Raw genomic sequence first — 21,932 nt, forward strand, 5'->3', positions numbered from 1 at the left:
TTCTTTTTTAAAACGATAGGACGGGCTGGATCAACTATCCAGCCAGGCTTTAAAGTCAGGTACACGGTCTCTGCTCACAATGACATCTTCATCAGGCTGAGGGGAAAGCACGAGCTTAAGACGGTTGCCAAAATAAATATGTATCTGCCGTATACATTTTCTTGAAACGATGAACTGACGGTTTATCCGAAAAAAGGTATAAGGGTCAACCTCTTTTTCCAGCAAGTCTAACGTGGAGGAAAGCACATGGGGCTTATTATCCAGCGTAACCAGATGCGTTAATTTATTGGAGAGCTGAAAATAGGCGACCTCATCTTTAGAGATCGTCAGTAACCTGTCTCTCCACTCTATCAGAAAATTGTTCTTAAACCTCGTTGGGTTCGCTGAAATATCTTTAAGGAGAAGTTGAAGATCGGGGATAGCAGTTACCGGATTCAACTGACGATACCTCATCAGGCTTTGCTTAATATCTTCTATCGCTACGGGTTTTAGCAAATAATCGATGCCATTTGCTTTGAATGCCTTGATCGCATATTCGTCGTAAGCCGTGGTAAAAATGACGGGCTTCTGAATATCAAATTCGGAAAAAATGTCAAAGCTGAGACCATCCGACAACTGAATGTCCATGAAATACAGATCCGGCTCATCGTTAGCGGAGAGCCATTCCAGCGTTTCCTTAACCGTGTGTAATATAGCCACGATTTCAATGTCTTCCCGAACCTTTGAAATAAGCCGTTTCAGTCGGTTGGCTGTCAACAGTTCATCCTCAATTATTATTGCTTTTATCATCGCTTAAGTTCTAAAAATGGAACCCTCACCCAAAAGAAATCATCATCGTGCTTTATCGAAACCACTTCGTTTCCGAGAAGCTGATACCTTTCTGTTATATTTTTCAAACCAATGCCTTTGCTGGCTCTTTGGGTAGTCACAGGGTTAATGTTGTTCTTTATTACGATACCGTCCTGGTCAGCAAGTATTTCTATTTTTAAAGGGCTTTGCCTGCTGATCGAATTGTGTTTGATAGCATTTTCAACCAATAACTGCATGGTTGCCGTGGCAATGCCTTTGTTCATAAGGCTGTCCGGTATATCAATTTTCACCATCAGACTTTCCTGATACCTTGCTTCGTACAGAAACAGATAAGAACGTATAAATTCCAGTTCCTCTTTCAGCGGAACTACATGGTGTTCTTTGTCTTTCAGTACGTGCCTGTAGATATTTGAAAGTTGCTGTACATATTCAACCGCCAACTGTGAATCCTCTTCTATCAGGGAAGTAAGCGTACTGAAATTATTAAAGAGAAAATGAGGATCTATCTGCATTTTCAAAAATTCCAGTTCTGCCTTAGCCACTTTTTCTTCATACTTCGCCAGCGTGACCGTCGCCGTATTCCATTGGATGAAGAACGAAGCAGCCGTAAATACCGCAGAAAAAAGTATGCACATAACTGTTCCGGTTACAAATACCTGCCGAACCGTTGTTTCATCATAGTATGCATCGGGGATCAACAGCCGTGAAAGAAACAGTACGGAACTGACGATAACCATCAATATACCGATCTGAATAAAAATCCTTTTGGTAAGTGCAGAACGCCACGGGAAATGTTTATCCAGCTTTTTGCTGACCCAAAAACTGCTTTCCATTATGGTCAACACACCGATGAAAGTCACCGCCAGATCACGGAGCACTTCGAGCACGAACTCTTTTGTGAGCGGATAATCCCACGGGTTTATCAGGAGCAGCATTCCATAGAACACTACTCCGATGATAAAGTAACCGATAAACTTAAATCCCTTTTTTTGAAATGTCATAACAGTACGAATTTAAACATTATCGTTGAGCTGACCGTGATATGCATTAGCAATTAACATTCACCTGCTATTTTCGTGTCCACGTTTGTGTCTGGTAGAACATGCCGACATAGCCCCGCACCTTTAGCTTGCCATTTTCAAGCCACATGGTACATTTATAGGTCTTTCCTTCCGATGGATCATAGATTTTGCCACCTTCCCATTTTCCGTTGTTCTGCTTAAAGTCCGTTAACATAAGCAGTCCGATAAGAGGTTTGCTACGTTTGGACTTGTCCGGGTTTTCCTGATCGGTCAATGGTTTGCCCTGTGCATCATTGGCATCTTTCAGCCATACGATCTTACCATTGAACTTGTCTCCCGACTGATAAATTTCTACAATGGCTTCACCGTCGTCTGTCAGCCATTTTCCTTTTATTTCCTGTGCATAGGTGAACGATGCTATAAGCAGCAGTGCAAAACTTAAAAATAGATTTTTCATGTTTTATTATTTTTGTTATAAATTATTTCAAGAGTTTTATTTCATTTAAACGGACGTTTCCCTTTTCCGACTTGGCAATAATCACCGCAAGATTCGGTCTTGTTGTATGGGTCTGTTTTTCGCCCACCTTTACCCCATAGGTCAGCAGGATTTCGCCGTTTTCATCTCTCTGTAAACTTACAGGGTATATTTTCGTCTCCCTGTCCGTTTCCGGAAGCACAACCGCCAATACATTTTGTTTGGAAAAATCAATAACGGTAGGCTTTCCATCATTTCCCATGTGAGCCGCCATTCCAAAAATTTCATTAAACTGTTCCTGTGTTTCAATTCTGGGATGCTCCAGTTTTGTTACTGTATTATTTACAAAATAGTTTTTAGCTAATGTGAAAGCAATGTCTGCTGTATTTAACACCGTGTCCGTTGTATTTACAGCATCTTTCAAAGCATTCTCGTTGTCCGGTTTCTTATTGTTTTGACACGCCGTAAAAGCCAGCCCTGCAAGTGTTAACAGCATTACGATTCTTTTTGTCATATTTTAAATGTTATCGTTTTTTATCGTATTAATGAGTCCGGTTCTATTGTATAGTGCCGATTGCTTTTTTCAGTGCAGCCGAAGCAATGAAAGCATCATATACTGCCTTATTGTAGCTGTTATTTGCCTGTATCAGACTGAACTGACCATCAAGTACGTCCTGATAACGTCCAACTCCCTTTCGGTAACGGGCATCTATCAGTTCCAGGCTCTTTTCTGATGCCTGTACAATATCTTTTGCAACGTTGATCCGTGACATGGCTTCTTGCAGGTCTCCCTGAGCTTTACGGTATTCCAACAGTGCCTTACTGTTAAGCTGTTCGCCTGCTATTTTCAGTTCCTGCAATGCAATAGTGGACTGCTTTGCCTTGTGATCGTTCCTGAAACCGCTGAATATAGGAATGTTGAGCTGTAGCCCCACATAGAAACTGTTCGGCCAGGTATATTGGTTCAACCTGAAATGGTCATGTTGAGCCTGAATCTGGTACTGGCTGATAAAATCCAGTGTGGGAAGCCTACGGCTTTTATCCAGATCAATCTGTTTTTTAGCCAGAGCCTGTTGTGATATATTCTGCCTGATGTCAGGTCTGCCTTCAAAAACAGGAGAGCCGTTCTGCTCTGTAAACAACAGGCTTGTAAGGGTTTCTTCAGAAATGCTTTCCTGCAACAAAACCGTACTCTCAAAAGGCAGTCCTATAAGCTCTTTCAGGTAATCCGTCGCCTGTACAATCTGATTTTCTGCCATGTAGAGGTTCGGTTTCTGATTCTGCACATTGATATACACATTCAAGGTATCCGATACAAGTGCCAGATCATTTTTATAAAGGACACGGGTATCGTGCATGGTCTGTTCTGCCCGTTCTATTGCCTTATGGACAAGTTCCCTGTTAAGGATCGCTAAGCGGATATTATAATAAGCCCTGCGTATCTCATCAGCCAGTTCCCATTTGGTCATTTCCCGCTCCGCTTCCGATAACGCTGTGTTCAGTTTGGACAACCGGATTCCTTCACGAAGCTGGGGATTAAATATCGGTAACTGTAAATCCACCAAACCGCTGAAATGATTCTTTGCCGATCCGTTTACAGGCATCATTCTTGAATTGTCAATCGTCAAATCTCCCGTTGGTGAAACACCGATACCGGGGAAAAAGAAAACGGTCGGCTTGATGTTACGTATGTAGGTGGTCGATGCGTTGATCTGCGGATAGCGGTTTGCCTCGATTTCCTTTGTCGCATACTGTGATTTCAAGGTCGAAAGTTCTCCTGCCTTGACCATTCTGTTGTTTTGAAGCCCAAGCCCGACCGCTTGCTCCACGGTCAGCCTGTACACGGAATCAGCGGGAATCGGCTGGGTCTGTGCGGACAGTTGCAGTCCACCTATCAGTAGCAGAACAGTCGCTATACCGGACTTGTTTACTTTGAGTGCCTTGCGTTGTTTTGATCGTTCCATCAAACGGGTAATACCATAATGAACGACAGGAACCAATAGCAAGGTCAGGAACATCGAACTGGTAAGCCCGCCTATAAGTACCCATGCCAGACTGCTGATCATTTCCGAAGATGCCCCTTTTGACAATGCCAGTGGTAGCATGCCAATTACCATTGCCAGCGTGGTCATCAGGATCGGTCTCAACCTTGTACGTCCGGCATCCAAAAGTGCCGCTCTGAGAGAATCTCCCTCGGCAAGTCGTTCGTTTGCCCTGTCGACCAACAAGATGGCATTCTTCGCCACAAGCCCCATCATCATGATCAATCCGAATATGGAAAAGATATTCAGTGAATTTCCAGCTAAAGCTAAAGCGACCACGGAACCTCCGACACCTACCGGAATGGAGAACAATACGACAAACGGGTATGCCCAGTTGTTATACAATGCGACCATGATCAGGTAGATCAGGCAGAGTGACATAACCAGTGCCACGGCAAGGCTTCCGAAAGCATCATCCTGCAAATCGAGGTCGCCCTCATAACGAAGCGTAACGGATGCAGGTAGCGGATTTTTAGCTACGATAGCCTTGATGTCCTCGCCGATATCTCCGGTAGGTCTGCCGGTTACCTTTGCCATCAGCATCACTGCGGACTGTTTATTTCTTCTTTCGAGCATAGATGGTGCGGTGGCTAAACGGACATCCGCAAACTGTTTGAGGTATATCATCTGACCCTGAGCGTTAACGAACGGGAAATTTTCAATATTGCTTGTGGTCGCTTTGTCCTGTTCACGCAGGGAGATACGCATATCGATCTCTGTACCGTCCTTTGTATATTTCATATCTTCGTAACCGTTCACGGCTATACGCAGTGCCGTACTGATCCCCTCTACGGTCAGACCGAGGTCACCGAGTTTTTTACGGTCTATATTTACCTGTAACGACGGTTTCTCATCCTCTACAGAGAGCTTTGGAGCAACGATACCGTCCACTTTCCTGATATCTTCCAAAAGTCGTCTTGCGGTTGCAAATACAGTATCTCTGTTCTCTCCGTGCAACAGTAGCTGTATCGGAGCGGCATTGGTTCCGAAGAGACCTACAGTGGAAACATCGACTTTCACACCCGCTTCCAGCAAGGCGATTTTTTTAAGTTCCCGTCCTATTTCTGAAATGGATTTACTTCTGTCTTTAGCTTCAACGAGCGATATGTTTATACTTGCCACGTTACCGCCACGGTTCTCCCCTGAGCCATCACTTTGATAACCGACAAGCGTAAACTGATTAGTAACTTCCGGCACTTCATTCACTCTCTGTTCAATAGATTTGACAATGCGATCCATTTCCTGGATACGTGTACCCGGAGGGGCTGTGACCATCAGCGAAAGCTCACCCTTATCCGTAGCGGGAACAAACTCGCTACCTACATGCCCTGTGAACAGCAGGCTTAGTGAAGCGATCAGGAAAGCAGCGGAAATACCGACAGTTTTCCATTTATTAACAAGTGACCATGCCAGTATCCTTTCGTAAAGATCGGTCAGCTTCGCAATCTGTTTCTCAAAGAACATCGCAAAACGGGAGAAGATAGTCTTTCCGTCCAGATGGGTAAGTTTCGCAAAACGTGACGATATCATCGGTGTCAAAGTGAAAGACACCATTAAGCTGGACAGTGTGGAAACCACGATGACTAAAGCGAATTCTTTAACAAGGCTACCTACAAGCCCCGGCACAAAAGCAAGGGGCAGGAATACCACTACGTCCACCAGTGTAATGGACATCGCAGCAAAACCAATCTCTGTACGACCGTCAAGGGATGCTTTCACTCTTTCAGATCCCATTTCCATGTGACGGTAGATATTTTCCAGCACCACAATGGAGTCGTCCACCAGAATCCCGATCACAAGAGACATAGCGAGAAGCGTCATCAGGTTCAGGGAGTAATCCATAGCGAACATCATGATGAAAGCAACCAACAGGGAGGTTGGAATAGCGATCAGTACGGTGATTGCATTTCGCAGACTGTGCAGGAACACCAGCATAACAAGTGCCACGAGCAATACCGCCAAAAAGAAATCAAAGTACACGGAATTAGCCGCTTTGAGTGTAAATTCCGATGAATCGGAAATAACAGAAAACTTAAGCCCGATGTTGCTGTGCAGGGATTCCAGTTCTGTCAGATGTTCCCGTACCAGTTTTGCGGCTTCCACGGCATTTGCCCCGGTCTGCTTGTTGACCAGCAGGGCGATGGAGTTCTTGCCGTTTACACGGTTCATGACCGTAGCCTCCTTTTGTCCTTCTGTTATATTGGCGACATCTTTTACGAATATGGTACTGCCATCCGGCTGGACACGTACGGGTTGCATACGAAGTTGCTCGAAGTCCGTTGCTTTACCTGTGGTACGCACGTCAAATTCGCCGTCTTTTGATTTTACCGCACCAATGGGTATCTCGACATTACTGCTTTGGATAGCCTGTGCAAGCTCATCCATGCCAATGCCATAGGCCCTCAGCTTTTCAAGGTCTGCGGCAACTTTAACTTCCCTTGGAGAACCACCAAGAAGCGTAACACGCCCTACATTGTTGATCTGTGAAATACCCTGTCTGATCTGCTTATCCAGCATCTCGTACAACTGTGCTTCAGGAATATTCGCAGTAGTTCCTATTCTTAGTACAGGCTCATCGTTGATACTGTAACTTTCAATAGTGGGTGATTTTACGGCAGCAGGGAGTTCAGGGAGTACTTTGTTTATCGCCCGCTGTACATCCTGAATCGCTTTTTCGGGATCAGCATCGGCAACAAACTCAATGGATACGACCGCAGAGTTTTCGGCAGAATAAGTGCTGACCCTTTTTATCTTGTTTACGCCGGATATGGCGTCTTCCAATTTTTTGGATACCGTGTTTTCTATTTCACTCGGTGCTCCTCCCGGATATACGGCTGTTACCGTAACGACGGGGGTTGCCAGTTCGGGCAATAGTTCATAGCGGAGTTTGCTATATCCCAATATACCCAGACCTGCTATGATCAGGTAAAAGACAATAAATAATATGGGGCGTTTGATCGCCAGTTCTGTTAACTTCATTTCTTTTGGGTTTATTAGTTGATATCTGCTTTGCTTTCAGTAATCTTTACCGATGTAAGGTCTATTCCTTCGGTAATATTGGACTGTCCTTTGGTCACCACGATATCACCGGGCTTCAGACCGGATATGACTTCGATATAATCTTCCAGTTCCCTGCCTTTTTGGAACGGACGGCGAACGGCTTTTTTGCCTTCACCGACCAACCAGACATAAGGGGCATTGAAATCACCTCTTACCGCCGTGCGTGGGATAACCAGTGTAGAAATTTTTTCCGATGCGTCCATATCCACATTCACCGTCATTCCGCCCATCAATGTGATGCCGTGCTGGTTGTTGTTCACCTTGGCAAGTACAGGAAATGTTTTCGCCTGATTAGCGTTGGGAATGATCGCTGAAACCACACCCTCAAAATGGTGTGTCGGATAGGCGTCTACGGTAAAACGAACTGGTTTGCCCTGTTTGATCTTGGAAATTTCCTTTTCGGGAACCTGAAAACGTACTTCAAGCTGGTTTAAAGGAATAATAACAGCGACAGGGCTTCCGGGTGACAGGTAGTCACCTACACTTGCGGATTTGGTAGCAATAACGCCACTGATCGGAGCAATGACCGTTGTACGGCTAAGTTCAGACTGGGAGATTTTCAGTTGCTTTTCTGCCATGTTCAAGGCGTGTCGGGCAGTTTCCAGTTCTACGCCTGTCGCATTGTTCTGTTTATGTAATTCGGCATACCGCTGATAGTCTACCTTTGCTTTTTCGTACTCGATCTGGTGTATCTGATGGGATGGCTGTTTCATTGGGTTTTCAAGGACAGCGATGACCTGACCTTTACTGACCTTACTACCGTTCTGGATGTTTAGTTTTACAACCTTACCATCCGTTTCCGCAACTAAATTTACCATCCCTGTGGTTTCCAGTTGTCCGGGATAAGAAAAAGAATCGTCAAACTGCTCTTCGGTAACAGCAATAGCTTCTATTGCGAACGGAACTGCTTCCTGTTCTGCACGAATCTCTTTATCCACCTTTTTTTGGTTGCTTGAAAGTTTGAACCATACCAGCCCAACGACCAGTAAAACACCGACAATTAAAAATATTTTATTACGCATGATCACTTATTTTTTTGCCAAAGGTAGCCTGGGCATTAAAGCGTATGCTTGAAAAAGAAACCGAACGGTAAATATTCACCGTTCAATTGTGTTATATCCGTTTAAGTCGTTTGCTGAGAATTTGGTTGGACACAGTTTGAAAGTCAGTAGTAGCAACTACCTATGATATAGGAATTTGGTGAGTTATTTTTTGCTTGGGAGCAAGCCGATAAAAGAAAATTAAGCATTGTTTTTTACAGGTAGTAAAAAGCCCGGTACGAAACCATGTAGCGTAGGTATATAAGCCCCTACCAATAAAAAAGCCTTGAATTTTTCAAGGCTTTTAAAATCGTTTACTGAATATATAACAGGTCAATGCGACCTCTTTTCCGTGTATCTCCATCGTGATATCCCGTTTACCCGACATAGTGAAACCCCGCCTTTCGTAAAACTGGTAGGTAGATCCGGAATCGGTATACAGGTAGATCATTTTATCTTTTTCATCCTTTTCCAATCGGTCAAGCAGGAGTGTTCCGATCCCCTTGCCCTTGATGGTAGGGTCAACAGCGAAAAAATTCAGTTCACCGTCAATTTCGTTTGTCCTTTTCAGTTCATTGAGCATCTCTACATTGGTATCGTCATATATACTGGATGCTTTCCAGTAAAAGAGATTGATAAAAAAAGAAATAGTTTTGACAAAGGCTCTGTAATAAAAGGAGGTAAAAATTTTTGGTTTACCCTTTATGTCTGCTAAGAGTACGCCCACCAATTTATTATCCATATAGGCTCCGTATGCCCGTGTTGCTTTGGTAATTTCCAAGTACCAGAAATATTTGCTGTAGATATAGAGTTCTAACTTGTTGGTTGCGTACCATGATAAGTGCATGCCTTCGACAGCAAACTTTCTTGCCATATCGAAATCCTTATCTCTGAGATTTTTTATTACTACTTCCATTTTATCTGCCTTTTTTTTCAATCAGATAGCAACCGCATATTGCTATTTTTCATACAGTTGATTCTGTTTACAAAATTATCCAATCAAAGATACCAATAGTCAAAAAAAATAATTGAATAGGGTAAATTGACTTATGAACTGTTCTATACTCATCTAAACCGGGAAATTGGTTGATGTAAAGTGTTTGGATCGTCATTCGTGTGGCAGAATTTATATTTTTTTCAATCATCTCTTAGCATAAGTCTTGGCTATTGTTGTACCAAATGTTGTAGATCAGGGTCATTCTTGATGCGTTCCATTTCACTCTCCACGATATGAACAATGTCTAATTTTATCTGACGGTAATTGTTATCAATATCCCGTTTCATATTATCTACTCCGTTTTCATCGACAAAGGATAAAATTTCGGGTATCTTCTGATACGCTTTGGTTTCGGTAGCAACCTTTTCATTATCAACCACGATTTCCGCATGAAATATTTTTTGCTCTATACGTTCGTCGAAGTTATCGGAAACAGCACCCACGAACATACCTTGTGTAAGGGTACTGATTTTTGAAGCCGGAATAAGGCTGTCTAATTGGGTTGAAATGGAAGTAGATTTATCATTACGATTAATCGTCATACTCTGCCGTTTTTGTAAAACTTTTCCGAAACGTTCTGATAAATTTTTCGCTGTTTCGCCTACGACCTGACCGCTAAAAATATTACCAACTGTGTTCTGAATTACCTTACTTTCTTTGTCGCCATAATCACGTATTAATTGACTAAAATCTTGAAAACCAAGGCATACAGATACGAAATTACTTCTCGCAGTTGCGATGAGTTGGTCAAGTCCCCTGAAATAAATTGTGGGCAATTCGTCTATGATAACCGAGCTTTTAAGCTGTCCTTTTTTATTGATTAATTTTACAATTCGGGAGTTATATAAACCCAAAGCTGCTGAGTAAATATTTTGTCTATCGGGGTTGTTTCCGACACACAAAATTTTAGGCTCTTTTGGGTTGTTGATGTCTAAAGAAAAATCGTCGCCTGTCATAACCCAATAGAGTTGTGGCGAAATCATTCTCGACAAAGGGATTTTGGCAGAAGCAATCTGACCTTGTAATTGATCTTGTGCTCCGCCTTGCCAGGCATCCATGAAGGGCGACAAATAATTTTCCAATTCGGGATAAGAGGTCAGAATGGTAAATACATCAGCGTATTTCTTATTCAGCAACTCAATAGCATGGGGAAAGGTACAGAACTTACCATTTTCGTAGATTTTAAGAAACCAGATAATGGCTGCCAACAATATAATTGGCGACTCGACGAAAAAATCCCCTTGCTTCTGTATCCACGACCTGTTAAGGTTTAGCATGATCGTATATGCCGCTTCGTAGGCATCGGATATGTCCGTCATAAAGCCGGGATTAAGCGGATTGCAACGGTGGCTCTTGCGTGGGTCGTCAAAATTTATCACATAAAATTTGGGCTGTACTTTGTACTTATCCCTGTTCTTCAATAAGTGGTTGTAGGCAATGGTAGAAAGGTCATCGAATTTGAAGTCATAGATGTACATGGAGAACCCTTTCTCAATCTGTTGCTTGATGTAGTTGTTTACGATTGCATACGATTTACCGGAACCCGGAGTTCCTAACACGATCGTTGCCCGAAAGGGATTCACAATGTTAATCCAGCCGTTGTTCCACTTGCCTTTGTAATAGAACTTCGTGGGAAGATTGACAGAATATTCGTTTTCCATCAGCTTGGTTTCCTGCTGAAAACTCTCATTTTCATTATTGAAAACGTCGTCCATCAGGTTGTTGTTGAGTAAACGGTGCATCCACACACCCGCCATCAATAAGGCAATATAACCGCCCGCCATCGTAAGGATATAAAGGAATGTTCCGGCAACTGGCGACAGCTTTAAGAGTGGCGTATTGAGAAAGAATAACACAAATCCAATACCCAACGCCACATAAATTTTAGACCATGTTATTTTTTCATTTTTTACGCCTTTTGTTCCCAGACAGCTTAAAGCCAACAATACCAAAGCGAACACTTTGGTATATAACGTATGTTCAAAAAGTCCTGCCGTCCGGTTGAAATTCCCTAATATCTTATTGATGATTTCTAATGTCCAGCCACGTTCTAAAAAGAAAGTGTAGCAAAACCAATAAAGGTGCATCAGTACCAAAAGGATACTTACTGCCCGCATAAAAGCCATTATCTTGGCTAAGCCTCTTAAATCGTCTTCTCCCTGCATTTGAAAAATTTTAAATGTTCGGGCGTGAATTTATAGGCTGTATAGCGTGTCTATAAGAATATGGCACTCAATGGCGGTGCGTGGCGGTGTTTGGCTGAATAGTACAGTTTACAATCAATCGAAATTATTATCCTGAGTTCTGTTTATTTTATGCCTTATAAACAAACGCATTGATATTCATTCCCGCACCTACCGAAGCAAACAAAACTATATCTCCTTTTTTAATAGAATGTTCAGGTAACTCTCCTCTTTTAATCATCGCAAGTAGAGAGGGAATTGTTGCTACACTGCTGTTTCCGAGCTTCTGAATAACCATAGGCATTATGTCTTTGGGAACTGCTGCATCGTATAACCTGTAAAACCGTTTAAGAATAGCTTCGTCCATTTTTTTATTAGCCTGATGAATAATGATTTTATCCAATTGGTTAATGGAAAATCCGCTGCTATCAAGGCATTCTTTCATAGCAATAGGAACACGCAAAATGGCAAATTCATAGATTTTTCTGCCGTTCATCTTGATGTATCGTATATCAGGACAACTCTCATTAGAGTACGATTTACCAAAGTGCAGATAGTCTTTTTCTTCTGAGGTAAACGAACCCGATATGTGCGATTGGATTCCCGATTCATCATTGCTGATTTCCAATATGGCAGCACCTGCTCCGTCTGCATAAATCATGCTATCCCTGTCATGGATATCTACTACTCGGGAAAGGGTTTCTGCTCCGATAATCAGGCATCGTTTAGCAATACCCGATTTAATAAAAGCATTAGCTTGTATCATTCCCTCAATCCACCCTGGGCATCCGAACACTATATCGTAAGCAACACAAAAATTGTTTTTTATCTTCAAAAGATGCTTGACCCTCGAAGCGAGGCTCGGAACCATATCGGACTGCACCGTTCCGAAACGCACATCGCCAAAATTATGGGCAAAAATGATGTAATCCAAAGTTTCAGGATCAATCCCCGAGTCCTTAATTGCGGATTTCGCAGCGAAAAAGCCCAGGTCAGAAGCTACCTGTTCTTTTGTAGCATAACGCCTTTCTTCAATGCCTGTAATTTCTTTCAGCTTATTGATAATTGTTGCGTTGTCATGTGTTAGAGCCAGTCCGTTTTCGTCAAGGAAATGATGTTTATCAAAAAACAGGTTGGTAATCGTTTGTGAAGGTACATAATTACCCGCACCAATAATTTTACTCTTCATTGTTATTTCTTCTTGTGATGCACTTCCTCATCCCTTTTTTTCCAACATTTGCAATCATTACATATTCTTGGCAAAATTAGTTTGGGCAGTAAAGTGTATCGCAGTAAAAGAAGCTGAATAGCGGATATCTGCTGTTCAATCGTAATATATCAGTTTAAACGGTTTTTTGGATATTACTCTTTTTAAATCCAATCCCCAGAGTGAGCGATAGCGGTATAAATGACCTCTTATAAAATGGAGGTCTTGGTATTATCCATATTTATATTGTGGTGTATGAGTTATTGCATTCTCCTTTTTTTTCTTTTCTTCATTCTATTAGCAAACTGTTGTTCCTCATGATCCTCGCCCTGGGCTTCAGGAATAAGCAAACCGCCAAAGGCTTCGATTAAACCGTCTTCATGTTTTTCCTTAGTATCCAGAAAGTCGAACAAATGATGCGGTTCTTCCGTGGGTAGATCCTCATCCTTTAAATGGGATATCTTTGCCTGTGGTTCATCATGTTCTTTTATTTCCGGTCTGATGTTGTTGTTCCAGTAGTCATTAAATGTATTGGCAGAAAGCTCCTTACCCAAGCGAGAACCATTCCAGACCGTTTTGGAATTGTGATCGATGAATGTAATACCGTAGATCCGTCCTACATCATTACGCCGTACCATTACCTGAATGCCCTGCTCGGCTAAGTTTTTTTTTAAATTTCGATTCATCAACCGTTGTTTTTAGGGCAATGTTAATGGCGGCTTTGAGTGTCTGTTTGGTGGGATGGTCTTTCAATGCCAATTTGCATTTCGCAAAATGCAATTCCAAAGCGGGTAACCCTGCGTTTTTTCCGAACAGGGAAGCCTTGAACGGATGCCCGGCTCTTTCTCCCTTTTCATTCAACGGGATGTACAATAACCCCTGTTTCATTTTTCCCTGCAATTCGCCCTCCACTTTCTCCGTAGTAATATGGAAGAGGGATAGCAAGGCATTATACTCTCCCAAAGTTTGATATTGATAGTAATTGGGCAGGTGTCGGACAACCGAAGCGATCTGGCTTTTTACATCGCCAGCCCGATAATCCACCGGACGAAACACCTTATCATTTTGCTGATGCTCTTTGTTTGTTGCGGGTACTAAATGGTGTTGCTTTTCGAGTTCACGGCACACTTTCATTGATCGCATTTTCTCGAATTTGTCCGAAATCTTTACACCGTTTTCGTCCACGCATACCGATACGATATGGATATGGCTACGGTCAATATCTGTGTGTTTGAATACCACAAAAGGCTGTTCGCCGTACCCCATTTCACGCATATACTGTTCCGCAATTTCCCTGAACTTGTCATCGCTTACCTTATCCTTTGGGTCGGGATTGAGCGAGATATGCAGGGTATGATATTCCGTATTGCGATTTGCGATTAAGTAGGGTTCAAAAGATTGGGTCAACTGTGCTACGGTATATTCTCCGTTTGGTGTCTCAATTATCTTATGGGCAAGGAGAATTTGCCCATTTTCCTTTTCCACTTTGAGGTTATTGTATGACAATGCACCATATAAATTACTGCTTCTTCCGATTTTTGCGATCATTGTTTATGCTGTTTTTCAGATATTTTGCTTCAAATTCTTCGGTCAACTCCATAATTTTTTGGCATAAAATGACCATTTCCAATGTCTGTTTTTCTAATTTGTAAAGGAAAGCGGCAGCTTTTTTCTCCGAAAAATTGCGGTACAACAGCTTTACGATCTGGTTATAATTCACACCTATGGAGCGGAACTGACTGTGAAACGAGGTCAATCGCATATAGTAATCAACTGTTCCTTTGTCAATCTGAACCGACTTCATTTCATTTCCGAATAGTTGCGAAATGATAAATTTTGCCTTATTGGGCATTCCCGATGCTTCAAAAAGCGATAATAATTTAGCGTTTTCCTCGTCTGTCAAACGGAAAACGTGGCGGTGGGTGCTGGGATTGAGCTTTGGCTTACGACCGCCCTTATGCTGTTTCTGTTTGTTGTTCTCGTTCATCACAAATCCATTTTTAATTCATACGAAAAGCCGACTTCGGAGGTCTTTTTCTGCTCCCTGCAAGGGCAAGTTGTTTTGAGGCACTAAACTCGGTTTCGAGTGCCTCAAAACACAACTTGCCGTGTTCTGTTGAACACAAAAATCCGTCCGCCAAAAAAGGCGGAACCGGATTAAATGTAACAGGGAAAAACGGCTCGATGCCGTTCCCGTTACCCTCCGATTTGTCAAAAGTCTTTTGCATAAATCCGTTAATAAAAATTATTGTACAAAGTAAAGCCCTGTTTACGAAAGCATTGTGCTGTATAGCAGTGCCAAACACTGCCTTTGAACGCCAAACACTGCCACATTAATAAACTCCTTTGTTTATCTCTTTTTATTTGTACCAACAAAAGGAAGTAAGTGTATAGATAGTTATGTAGGTAACAACATAAGTACCTAACTACCGAAGTAAGTAATCAAGCAAACAGGTACATAGAAAAGTACCTGTTCAGATACCTGGTTATGTTGTTCTGTATGCACAAGTGCAAGTATTCAGGTAAGTAGGTCTGCTTGTACAAATCTACTTATCTGCCTACCGATGTAGGCGTGTATTCAAGTACATAGATAGGTTGGTCTATGGGTAAATAATTACGTACGTAAATAAATCGGTGCATAGCAACATACTTAAATACAGAGGTGTCTATCTGCGGACATAAGCATTTACGCATAATAGGTAATGGAGTATATAAATAATTAAATAAATAGAGATATGAGTACAAAACACAAAACAGTATTTATCGCCTTTTCTTCTCAAAAAGGCGGTGTCGGCAAAAGTACATTCACCACACTTGCTGCAAGTACCCTGCATTATCGTTTAGGTTATAATGTAGCCGTATTTGATACGGATTTTCCACAGCACAGCCTGATGAAAATGAAAGAACGTGACCTTAAAATGGTAATGGGAAACGAAGCCCTGAAGAAACAGGCGTATAATCAATTTATGACCATAAACAAAAAGGCGTATGAGATTATACAGCACGGGGCTGATAGTGTATTAGAAAAAGCCCAGGAATATGTAAACGCTTCTCCTGTTCCGATTGATGTTATATTCTTCGATTTACCCGGAACCGTGAACACACCCGGCATTCTTAAAGCGTTGGCAGGAATGCACCACATTTTTACTCCCATCACGGCAGACCGTGTGGTAATGGAAAGTACGCTTGTTTTTACACAACTTTTAAAGGACGTGATTATGAAACAAGGTGAAACTTCCATTAAAACAATTAACCTGTTTTGGAACCAAGTGGACGGCAGGGAAAGTACACCATTATATGAGGTATATAACAGCCTTATCCGCCAATTAGGATTAAGCCTGATGCAGAGCCAAATCAAGAGCAGTACACGCTTTCGTAAAGAAAGCGAAGTGAACAGCAAAACCGTTTTCCGCTCCACGCTATTGCCTCCCGACAAACGGTTGATGAAAACCTGTCAGTTAAACCTGTTTATGAACGAATTTTTAAAAATCATTCAATTATAAGCCCTATGGAAAAAGGAAACAAGAAAAGGGTTACTCCCGATATAAACGAAGAACTTATGATGAGCCTTATGGTGGATGGTATCAAAAAGGATGGCATAAAACTACCTCCTGAGCCCGTAAAAGAACCCAAAAAGGAAAGTGAAGTTGAGGAAACAAAACAACAGGCTGACCGAAACAAAGTCACGGTTAGAGAAAAGAACAGAACAAGGCGAAACGCTGAAACCGATTACGAAAATATCTTTTTCAAAAAAACCGACACCAATGCCCGTGACGGAAAAACGGTCTATATACGACCGGAATTTCATGAAAAGCTGACACGCATTATTCAGGTGATTGGCGAAGATAAGATTAGTATATACGCTTATCTGGACAATCTGCTGGACTACCATTTTCAGGAATTTGGCGAACAGATTACCAAGAGCTATAACGACAAGTATAAACCCATTTAATAATTGGAGATATGGAAAAGAGCAATAAAGCGACCAGAGCAAAGAAGACAAACAAATCGTATTCTTCTAAATTCCTTAAAAGGAACACACTGAAAGGAAGAGGCGATAAATCTATTTATGTCCGTCCCGAATACCACGAAAGGCTTACCCGGATAGTGAAGATTATCGGTGCGGGAGAAATCCCATTGTACGCCTATTTGGATAATATCTTAAAGCACCATTTTGAGTTGCATTCCGAAGAAATTCTCGAAGATTATAACAAGAATAATAAACCTATTCTATAAAGTATTTGATTATGAAAAATTTATTTAAGAAAAAGACACAACCTAAAAGCACCGCACAATATAGTGCCCGGTTTTTAGCCAATCGGTTTCCATCGGGGCGTAACGGCAAGGTGGTTTACATACGCCCTGAATACCACGAAAGATTGCTCCGTATTGTACAAGTAACAAGGGAGGAAAAAACAACGCTCTACTCATACATTGACAATATTCTTGAACACCACTTCAAGGAGTTCGGGGAAGATATTACAGATTATTTCAACGACCATTTTAAACCCATTTTATAAGCTATGGAAACAGTAATTGTGATATGCCTGCTCATAGTCATTGCCCTGCTGGTGCAGGATAAGATTGTCATTAAGAAAAGGTCGGAGCATAAGCCAATGCAGGAAAAGGTTAATCCGAACCTGCCCGATATTATGGGTCAGCCCAAGCCTGTAAGAAGCCTTTCCCTGCCAAACGCTGCCAATGAAAGCCAAATTGAGGAACAAGAGATAAACCCTGATAATTTAGACATTGAATACGACGAAAATGAAAACGTAGGTATTCAAATTCCGCAGGAAGAGCTGGACGAAGTTTTCAGAAATATGCCTGATTTGGAGGAAGAGGAAGAAGAATGGAACAGGTACGGAATATTTGGTGGCGATAACAGTCTTGCCCAAGGGGTTACCTTTGAAGAACTAAGCTCCGTAGGTGCATTGCTCCAAAAAGAGAATTTGGAACAATCACAAAAGGAAACAGCGGTAGATATAGTTCAAAGATTACAGGGGACTGAATTATTCAGCTTATTGGAAAATTCCATCGAGGGTGCCTCCCTAAAAATTGCCGAGCTTTTGGATAGTACCCTTTCATCTGAAACGGAAGACAGTTCTTCCACTTTGCGGAAAAGTGATTTGAGTGATTTTGACATTGGGGAGTTTTTATAGACTTCCCTTTGTCATTTTTAAAAACAAGGAAATATGGAAAATGAAATTAATCAGGAAGCCTACGACTTGCGTGTAAACAAAGGAATGCTACCTACCATAGATATTGCAGGTCATACTTTTGATGTGGATATCCGTATGGATATGCTACGACCTAAAGATGATTTTCTGTCTAAAGGGATTGTGTTCTCGGATATAGAAAACTATTATGATGAAGATAAAAGAACCTATACCATTCCATACAATCCGAAGACACACGAATTTCAGGAGCCTGACTATCGGAATATAAAAGAGCTTCCCAAAGATTTAATCGCTGTGAGTTTTCCCTCTGAAAGATTGCTTGACAGGATTGGATGGAACAGACATTATGGATTTGAATTGACACACGGACTGGCAAAGCAGGGCTTGCAATTGCAGTTTGAAGCGAAGCAAATACCGTGGGAGAAAACCTTTCTTGTTGGTTTGATAAGAAGCAATCTGAAAACTGAAAAGAACCAACAAAAGACTGTCGAAAAACAACAGCCAACCCAATCAAAGAAAAGCAAACCAAAAGGACGAAAAATGTAAAATAAACAGCCCGGTCAGTAAACGCCATACAGTAAAAAGTTTGGCGTTTTTTTATGCTCAAATATCTGTTACAAAGCCACTCACAGCCAAACACTTCCTTTGACTGCCACTTTGTTAGACCGCCTCATTTTCTGAAACACCTTTATCCCGAAAGACCGCAAGGTGCGGGATAACAGTAACAAATTAATGTGTTTCAATTATGAAAAAACAGAGAAAAAAAGTATTGCTGGCAGCCGTGGCTATGCTGTCAGGAATTGGTGTGTTCGCACAGGGTAACGGTTCGGCAGGTATCAACGAGGCTACCCAAATGGTAACGTCTTATTTCGACCCCGCAACCCAATTAATCTACGCCATCGGTGCGGTGGTCGGGCTAATCGGAGGTGTTAAGGTGTACAACAAATTCAGTTCGGGCGACCCCGATACGAGCAAAACTGCGGCAAGCTGGTTCGGTGCGTGTATCTTCTTAATCGTGGCAGCTACCATCCTGCGTTCATTCTTCCTTTAATCCTTTGCTTTATGAACAATTACAACATAAACAAAGGCATCGGAAGAACGGTGGAATTTAAAGGTTTGAAAGCGCAATACCTGTTCATCTTCGCTGGCGGATTACTCGGTACGCTCATCTTCGTGATGATACTGTATATGGCAGGCGTAAACTCTTACATCTGCCTGTTTCTCGGAGCAGGCGGTGCTTCGCTGATTGTGTGGCAGACCTTTTCGCTGAATAGGAAGTACGGCGAACACGGATTAATGAAGATAGCGGCTAATAAAAGGCATCCCCGCCATATCATTTGTCGCAAGGCAGTACACCGCTATTTAAAATTCACTCCTAAATCGAATGCCGTATGAGAAATGTAGCAAAGACCACCACATTGGAAAGCAAGTTTCCTTTGCTGGCAGTAGAAAACAACTGCATTCTTTCCAAAGATGCAGACATTACCGCCTGTTTTGAAGTGCGTTTGCCGGAACTGTTTACCGTAGCCTCTGCGGAATATGAAGCCATTCATTCCGCCTGGCATAAGGCTATTAAGACCTTGCCGGATTTTACGGTCATTCACAAACAGGATTGGTATATCAAAGAAAGCTATGCGCCCGATTTGGCAGAAGACAATCAAAGTTTTTTGGCAAAATCCTACCAACGCCATTTTAATGAGCGACCGTTCCTGAACCATTATTGCTACCTCTTTTTAACCAAGACAACCAAAGAGCGTATGCGTATGCAAAGTAATTTTTCATCGCTTTGTAAAGGTTCACTGATACCAAAGGAAATTAGGAACAAGGAAACGATACATCGCTTTATGGAAGCGGTGGCACAGTTTGAACGTATCGTAAACGATAGCGGTTTTATAACCCTGCAACGCCTTACCGAAGATGAAATCATCGGAACGGAAGAAAAGCAGGGGTTGCTGGAACAATACCTTACGCTATCGAGGGATGCGGGAACACCGATGCAGGACATCGCACTCGGAACAGAAGAAGTCCGTATCGGGAACAAAAGGTTAAGCCTGCACACGCTTTCGGACACGGACGACCTGCCCGGAACGGTATCGGCAGATACCCGTTTTGAAAAGCTATCTACCGACCGTAGCGACTGCCGTCTGTCATTCGCCGCACCTGTGGGTTTGCTGTTAAGCTGCAATCACATTTACAATCAGTATTTGTTTTTGGATAATAGCGAAGACAACCTGCAAAAGTTTGAAAAATCCGCAAGGAATATGCACTCACTGGCAAGGTACAGCCGTGCCAACCAAATCAACAAAGAATGGATAGAAAAGTATCTGAACGAAGCCCACAGCTTCGGGCTATCCTCCATCCGTGCACACTTCAACATTATGGCGTGGTCGGAAGATCCGGCAGAACTGAAACAGCTAAAGAATGATTGCGGTAGTGCGTTGGCACTGATGGAATGCAAACCACGCCACAACACTACGGATGTAGCCACATTGTATTGGGCAGGAATGCCGGGCAATGCAGGCGATTTTCCGAGTGAGGAAAGTTTTTACACTTTTATCGAGCCTGCCTTGTGCTTCTTCACGGAAGAAACTAACTATCACAATTCGCCCTCGCCGTTCGGTATCAAAATGGCTGACCGCCTGACCGGAAAGCCTATCCATTTGGATATTTCGGATTTGCCGATGAAGCGTGGGATTATCACGAACCGCAACAAATTCATTTTGGGGCCATCAGGTTCGGGAAAATCGTTCTTCACAAATCATATGGTAAGGCAATACTACGAACAGGGCGCACACGTCCTGTTGGTAGATACGGGTAATTCCTATCAGGGTTTATGCGAACTCATCAAAGGGAAAACCAAAGGCGAAGACGGCGTTTACTTCACTTATACAGAAGACAATCCCATTGCCTTTAACCCTTTCTATACAGATGATGGCGTGTTCGATATTGAAAAGCGTGAAAGTATCAAGACTTTGATACTGACCTTATGGAAACGTGATGATGAACCGCCCACCCGCTCGGAAGAGGTTGCTCTCTCCAATGCAGTAAGTGGCTATATCGAACGCATCAAACAGGAAGATGTTTACCCGTCATTCAACGGCTTTTATGAGTATGTAAAAGGCGATTACCGCAAGGTGTTGGAGGAAAAGCAGGTAAGGGAAAAAGACTTTGACATTGCCAACTTCCTGAATGTTCTCGAACCCTACTACAAGGGTGGCGAATATGATTACCTGTTGAACTCCAACAAGCAATTAGACCTGCTTTCCAAACGCTTTATCGTGTTTGAAATTGATGCGATTAAAGACCACAAAATCCTCTTTCCCATAGTCACAATTATCATTATGGAGGTCTTCATCAACAAGATGCGGAGGCTCAAAGGTATCCGCAAACTCATCCTGATTGAAGAAGCGTGGAAAGCGATTGCAAAAGAAGGAATGGCAGAATACATCAAGTATCTCTTTAAGACCGTCCGCAAATTCTTCGGAGAAGCGATTGTCGTAACGCAAGAGGTCGATGATATTATCCAGTCGCCCATTGTGAAAGAAAGTATCATCAACAACTCCGATTGCAAAATCCTCTTAGACCAGCGCAAGTATATGAACAAATTCGATGACATACAGGCAATGTTGGGGCTTACGGACAAAGAGAAAGGGCAGGTACTTTCTATCAATATGAATAACGATGCAAGCCGACTGTACAAAGAGGTTTGGATTGGCTTAGGTGGTACGCACTCGGCAGTCTATGCCACCGAAGTTAGTTTGGAGGAATACCTCGCATACACCACCGAAGAAACCGAAAAAATGGAAGTGATGCAATTAGCTTCTGAATTGGACGGTAACGTAGAACTCGCCATTAAGCATATCGCAATGCAAAGGCGGGACAAAGCAAATCAATAGTCATTAACATTTTAAAATTCAAG

Annotated in this window: 19 protein-coding genes and 1 pseudogene; 9 read left to right on the top strand and 11 right to left on the bottom strand. The window is 42.3% G+C overall.

Annotated elements, in window-relative coordinates; translation table 11 throughout:
- Positions 1 to 30: 30 nt before the first annotated feature.
- The 11 genes and pseudogenes from DUT71_RS00805 to mobA form a co-directional block, all read right to left on the bottom strand.
- Positions 31 to 789: a LytR/AlgR family response regulator transcription factor gene (locus DUT71_RS00805; protein WP_072997304.1), complete on the bottom strand. Its 759-nt coding sequence runs from the start codon at positions 787 to 789 to the stop codon at positions 31 to 33.
- The gene (locus DUT71_RS00810; RefSeq protein WP_072997303.1) at positions 786 to 1,811 is read right to left on the bottom strand and encodes a sensor histidine kinase; all 1,026 of its coding nucleotides are present in this window, start codon (positions 1,809 to 1,811) and stop codon (positions 786 to 788) included. The genes DUT71_RS00805 and DUT71_RS00810 overlap by 4 nt, the downstream gene beginning before the upstream one ends.
- 67 nt (positions 1,812 to 1,878) lie before the next feature.
- Positions 1,879 to 2,289 (bottom strand): DUF2147 domain-containing protein, encoded by a 411-nt coding sequence (locus tag DUT71_RS00815; RefSeq protein ID WP_072997302.1) that lies wholly within the window; start codon positions 2,287 to 2,289, stop codon positions 1,879 to 1,881.
- Between the two features lie 22 nt (positions 2,290 to 2,311).
- A complete protein-coding gene (locus DUT71_RS00820) occupies positions 2,312 to 2,821 on the bottom strand; it encodes a hypothetical protein (protein ID WP_072997301.1) in 510 nt (169 codons plus the stop codon).
- Between the two features lie 43 nt (positions 2,822 to 2,864).
- The gene (locus DUT71_RS00825) at positions 2,865 to 7,328 is read right to left on the bottom strand and encodes an efflux RND transporter permease subunit (protein WP_072997300.1); all 4,464 of its coding nucleotides are present in this window, start codon (positions 7,326 to 7,328) and stop codon (positions 2,865 to 2,867) included.
- A gap of 14 nt (positions 7,329 to 7,342) precedes the next feature.
- Positions 7,343 to 8,431 (bottom strand): efflux RND transporter periplasmic adaptor subunit, encoded by a 1,089-nt coding sequence (locus DUT71_RS00830; protein WP_072997299.1) that lies wholly within the window; start codon positions 8,429 to 8,431, stop codon positions 7,343 to 7,345.
- 322 nt (positions 8,432 to 8,753) lie between these two features.
- Entirely contained in the window at positions 8,754 to 9,365 is a 612-nt protein-coding gene (locus DUT71_RS00835) for a GNAT family N-acetyltransferase (protein ID WP_072997298.1), read from the bottom strand.
- Positions 9,366 to 9,613: 248 nt separating this feature from the next.
- A complete protein-coding gene (gene mobC, locus DUT71_RS00840) occupies positions 9,614 to 11,611 on the bottom strand; it encodes a conjugal transfer protein MobC (RefSeq protein WP_072997297.1) in 1,998 nt (665 codons plus the stop codon).
- 148 nt (positions 11,612 to 11,759) lie between these two features.
- Entirely contained in the window at positions 11,760 to 12,818 is a 1,059-nt protein-coding gene (locus DUT71_RS00845; RefSeq protein WP_072997296.1) for a 3-oxoacyl-ACP synthase III family protein, read from the bottom strand.
- A 278-nt stretch (positions 12,819 to 13,096) separates the two neighbouring features.
- Positions 13,097 to 14,384, bottom strand: a pseudogene (gene mobB / locus DUT71_RS00850) (conjugal transfer protein MobB).
- Entirely contained in the window at positions 14,356 to 14,823 is a 468-nt protein-coding gene (mobA, locus tag DUT71_RS00855; RefSeq protein ID WP_072997294.1) for a conjugal transfer protein MobA, read from the bottom strand. The pseudogene mobB and the gene mobA overlap by 29 nt, the downstream one beginning before the upstream one ends.
- A 748-nt stretch (positions 14,824 to 15,571) precedes the next feature.
- Between mobA and DUT71_RS00865 the strand changes: the two genes are divergently transcribed.
- The 9 genes from DUT71_RS00865 to DUT71_RS00905 all read left to right on the top strand — a co-directional run bounded on the left by DUT71_RS00865 (position 15,572) and on the right by DUT71_RS00905 (position 21,909).
- Positions 15,572 to 16,339, top strand: coding sequence for a ParA family protein (locus DUT71_RS00865; protein WP_113660643.1), 768 nt, complete (start codon positions 15,572 to 15,574; stop codon positions 16,337 to 16,339).
- Positions 16,340 to 16,344: 5 nt separating this feature from the next.
- Positions 16,345 to 16,788, top strand: a complete 444-nt coding sequence (locus DUT71_RS00870; RefSeq protein WP_034867772.1) for a DUF3408 domain-containing protein — start codon at positions 16,345 to 16,347, stop codon at positions 16,786 to 16,788.
- A gap of 11 nt (positions 16,789 to 16,799) precedes the next feature.
- Positions 16,800 to 17,072: a DUF3408 domain-containing protein gene (locus DUT71_RS00875; RefSeq protein WP_052114627.1), complete on the top strand. Its 273-nt coding sequence runs from the start codon at positions 16,800 to 16,802 to the stop codon at positions 17,070 to 17,072.
- Positions 17,073 to 17,083: 11 nt separating this feature from the next.
- A complete protein-coding gene (locus tag DUT71_RS00880; RefSeq protein ID WP_113660644.1) occupies positions 17,084 to 17,356 on the top strand; it encodes a DUF3408 domain-containing protein in 273 nt (90 codons plus the stop codon).
- 3 nt (positions 17,357 to 17,359) lie between these two features.
- A complete protein-coding gene (locus tag DUT71_RS00885) occupies positions 17,360 to 17,995 on the top strand; it encodes a conjugal transfer protein TraD (RefSeq protein WP_113660645.1) in 636 nt (211 codons plus the stop codon).
- A 33-nt stretch (positions 17,996 to 18,028) separates the two neighbouring features.
- Positions 18,029 to 18,559, top strand: a complete 531-nt coding sequence (locus DUT71_RS00890; protein WP_113660646.1) for a hypothetical protein — start codon at positions 18,029 to 18,031, stop codon at positions 18,557 to 18,559.
- Between the two features lie 199 nt (positions 18,560 to 18,758).
- A complete protein-coding gene (locus DUT71_RS00895; protein ID WP_113660647.1) occupies positions 18,759 to 19,064 on the top strand; it encodes a DUF4134 domain-containing protein in 306 nt (101 codons plus the stop codon).
- 11 nt (positions 19,065 to 19,075) lie between these two features.
- Positions 19,076 to 19,408: a DUF4133 domain-containing protein gene (locus DUT71_RS00900; protein WP_113660648.1), complete on the top strand. Its 333-nt coding sequence runs from the start codon at positions 19,076 to 19,078 to the stop codon at positions 19,406 to 19,408.
- Positions 19,405 to 21,909: a TraG family conjugative transposon ATPase gene (locus DUT71_RS00905; RefSeq protein ID WP_113660649.1), complete on the top strand. Its 2,505-nt coding sequence runs from the start codon at positions 19,405 to 19,407 to the stop codon at positions 21,907 to 21,909. The genes DUT71_RS00900 and DUT71_RS00905 overlap by 4 nt, the downstream gene beginning before the upstream one ends.
- The last annotated feature ends 23 nt before the right edge of the window (positions 21,910 to 21,932 follow it).

It is taken from the genome of Pedobacter nanyangensis (assembly GCF_003313505.1).
Classification (GTDB): domain Bacteria; phylum Bacteroidota; class Bacteroidia; order Sphingobacteriales; family Sphingobacteriaceae; genus Pedobacter; species Pedobacter nanyangensis.

Coding starts and splice junctions, on each gene's coding strand:
- mobC (WP_072997297.1), bottom strand. CDS start 11,611: ATGCAGGGAGAAGACGATTTAAGAGGCTTAGCCAAGATAATGGCTTTT.
- DUT71_RS00845 (WP_072997296.1), bottom strand. CDS start 12,818: ATGAAGAGTAAAATTATTGGTGCGGGTAATTATGTACCTTCACAAACG.
- DUT71_RS00805 (WP_072997304.1), bottom strand. CDS start 789: ATGATAAAAGCAATAATAATTGAGGATGAACTGTTGACAGCCAACCGA.
- DUT71_RS00900 (WP_113660648.1), top strand. CDS start 19,076: ATGAACAATTACAACATAAACAAAGGCATCGGAAGAACGGTGGAATTT.
- DUT71_RS00890 (WP_113660646.1), top strand. CDS start 18,029: ATGGAAAATGAAATTAATCAGGAAGCCTACGACTTGCGTGTAAACAAA.
- DUT71_RS00875 (WP_052114627.1), top strand. CDS start 16,800: ATGGAAAAGAGCAATAAAGCGACCAGAGCAAAGAAGACAAACAAATCG.
- DUT71_RS00870 (WP_034867772.1), top strand. CDS start 16,345: ATGGAAAAAGGAAACAAGAAAAGGGTTACTCCCGATATAAACGAAGAA.
- DUT71_RS00885 (WP_113660645.1), top strand. CDS start 17,360: ATGGAAACAGTAATTGTGATATGCCTGCTCATAGTCATTGCCCTGCTG.
- DUT71_RS00880 (WP_113660644.1), top strand. CDS start 17,084: ATGAAAAATTTATTTAAGAAAAAGACACAACCTAAAAGCACCGCACAA.
- DUT71_RS00820 (WP_072997301.1), bottom strand. CDS start 2,821: ATGACAAAAAGAATCGTAATGCTGTTAACACTTGCAGGGCTGGCTTTT.
- mobA (WP_072997294.1), bottom strand. CDS start 14,823: ATGAACGAGAACAACAAACAGAAACAGCATAAGGGCGGTCGTAAGCCA.
- DUT71_RS00810 (WP_072997303.1), bottom strand. CDS start 1,811: ATGACATTTCAAAAAAAGGGATTTAAGTTTATCGGTTACTTTATCATC.
- DUT71_RS00905 (WP_113660649.1), top strand. CDS start 19,405: ATGAGAAATGTAGCAAAGACCACCACATTGGAAAGCAAGTTTCCTTTG.
- DUT71_RS00815 (WP_072997302.1), bottom strand. CDS start 2,289: ATGAAAAATCTATTTTTAAGTTTTGCACTGCTGCTTATAGCATCGTTC.
- DUT71_RS00830 (WP_072997299.1), bottom strand. CDS start 8,431: ATGCGTAATAAAATATTTTTAATTGTCGGTGTTTTACTGGTCGTTGGG.
- DUT71_RS00835 (WP_072997298.1), bottom strand. CDS start 9,365: ATGGAAGTAGTAATAAAAAATCTCAGAGATAAGGATTTCGATATGGCA.
- DUT71_RS00825 (WP_072997300.1), bottom strand. CDS start 7,328: ATGAAGTTAACAGAACTGGCGATCAAACGCCCCATATTATTTATTGTC.
- DUT71_RS00895 (WP_113660647.1), top strand. CDS start 18,759: ATGAAAAAACAGAGAAAAAAAGTATTGCTGGCAGCCGTGGCTATGCTG.
- DUT71_RS00865 (WP_113660643.1), top strand. CDS start 15,572: ATGAGTACAAAACACAAAACAGTATTTATCGCCTTTTCTTCTCAAAAA.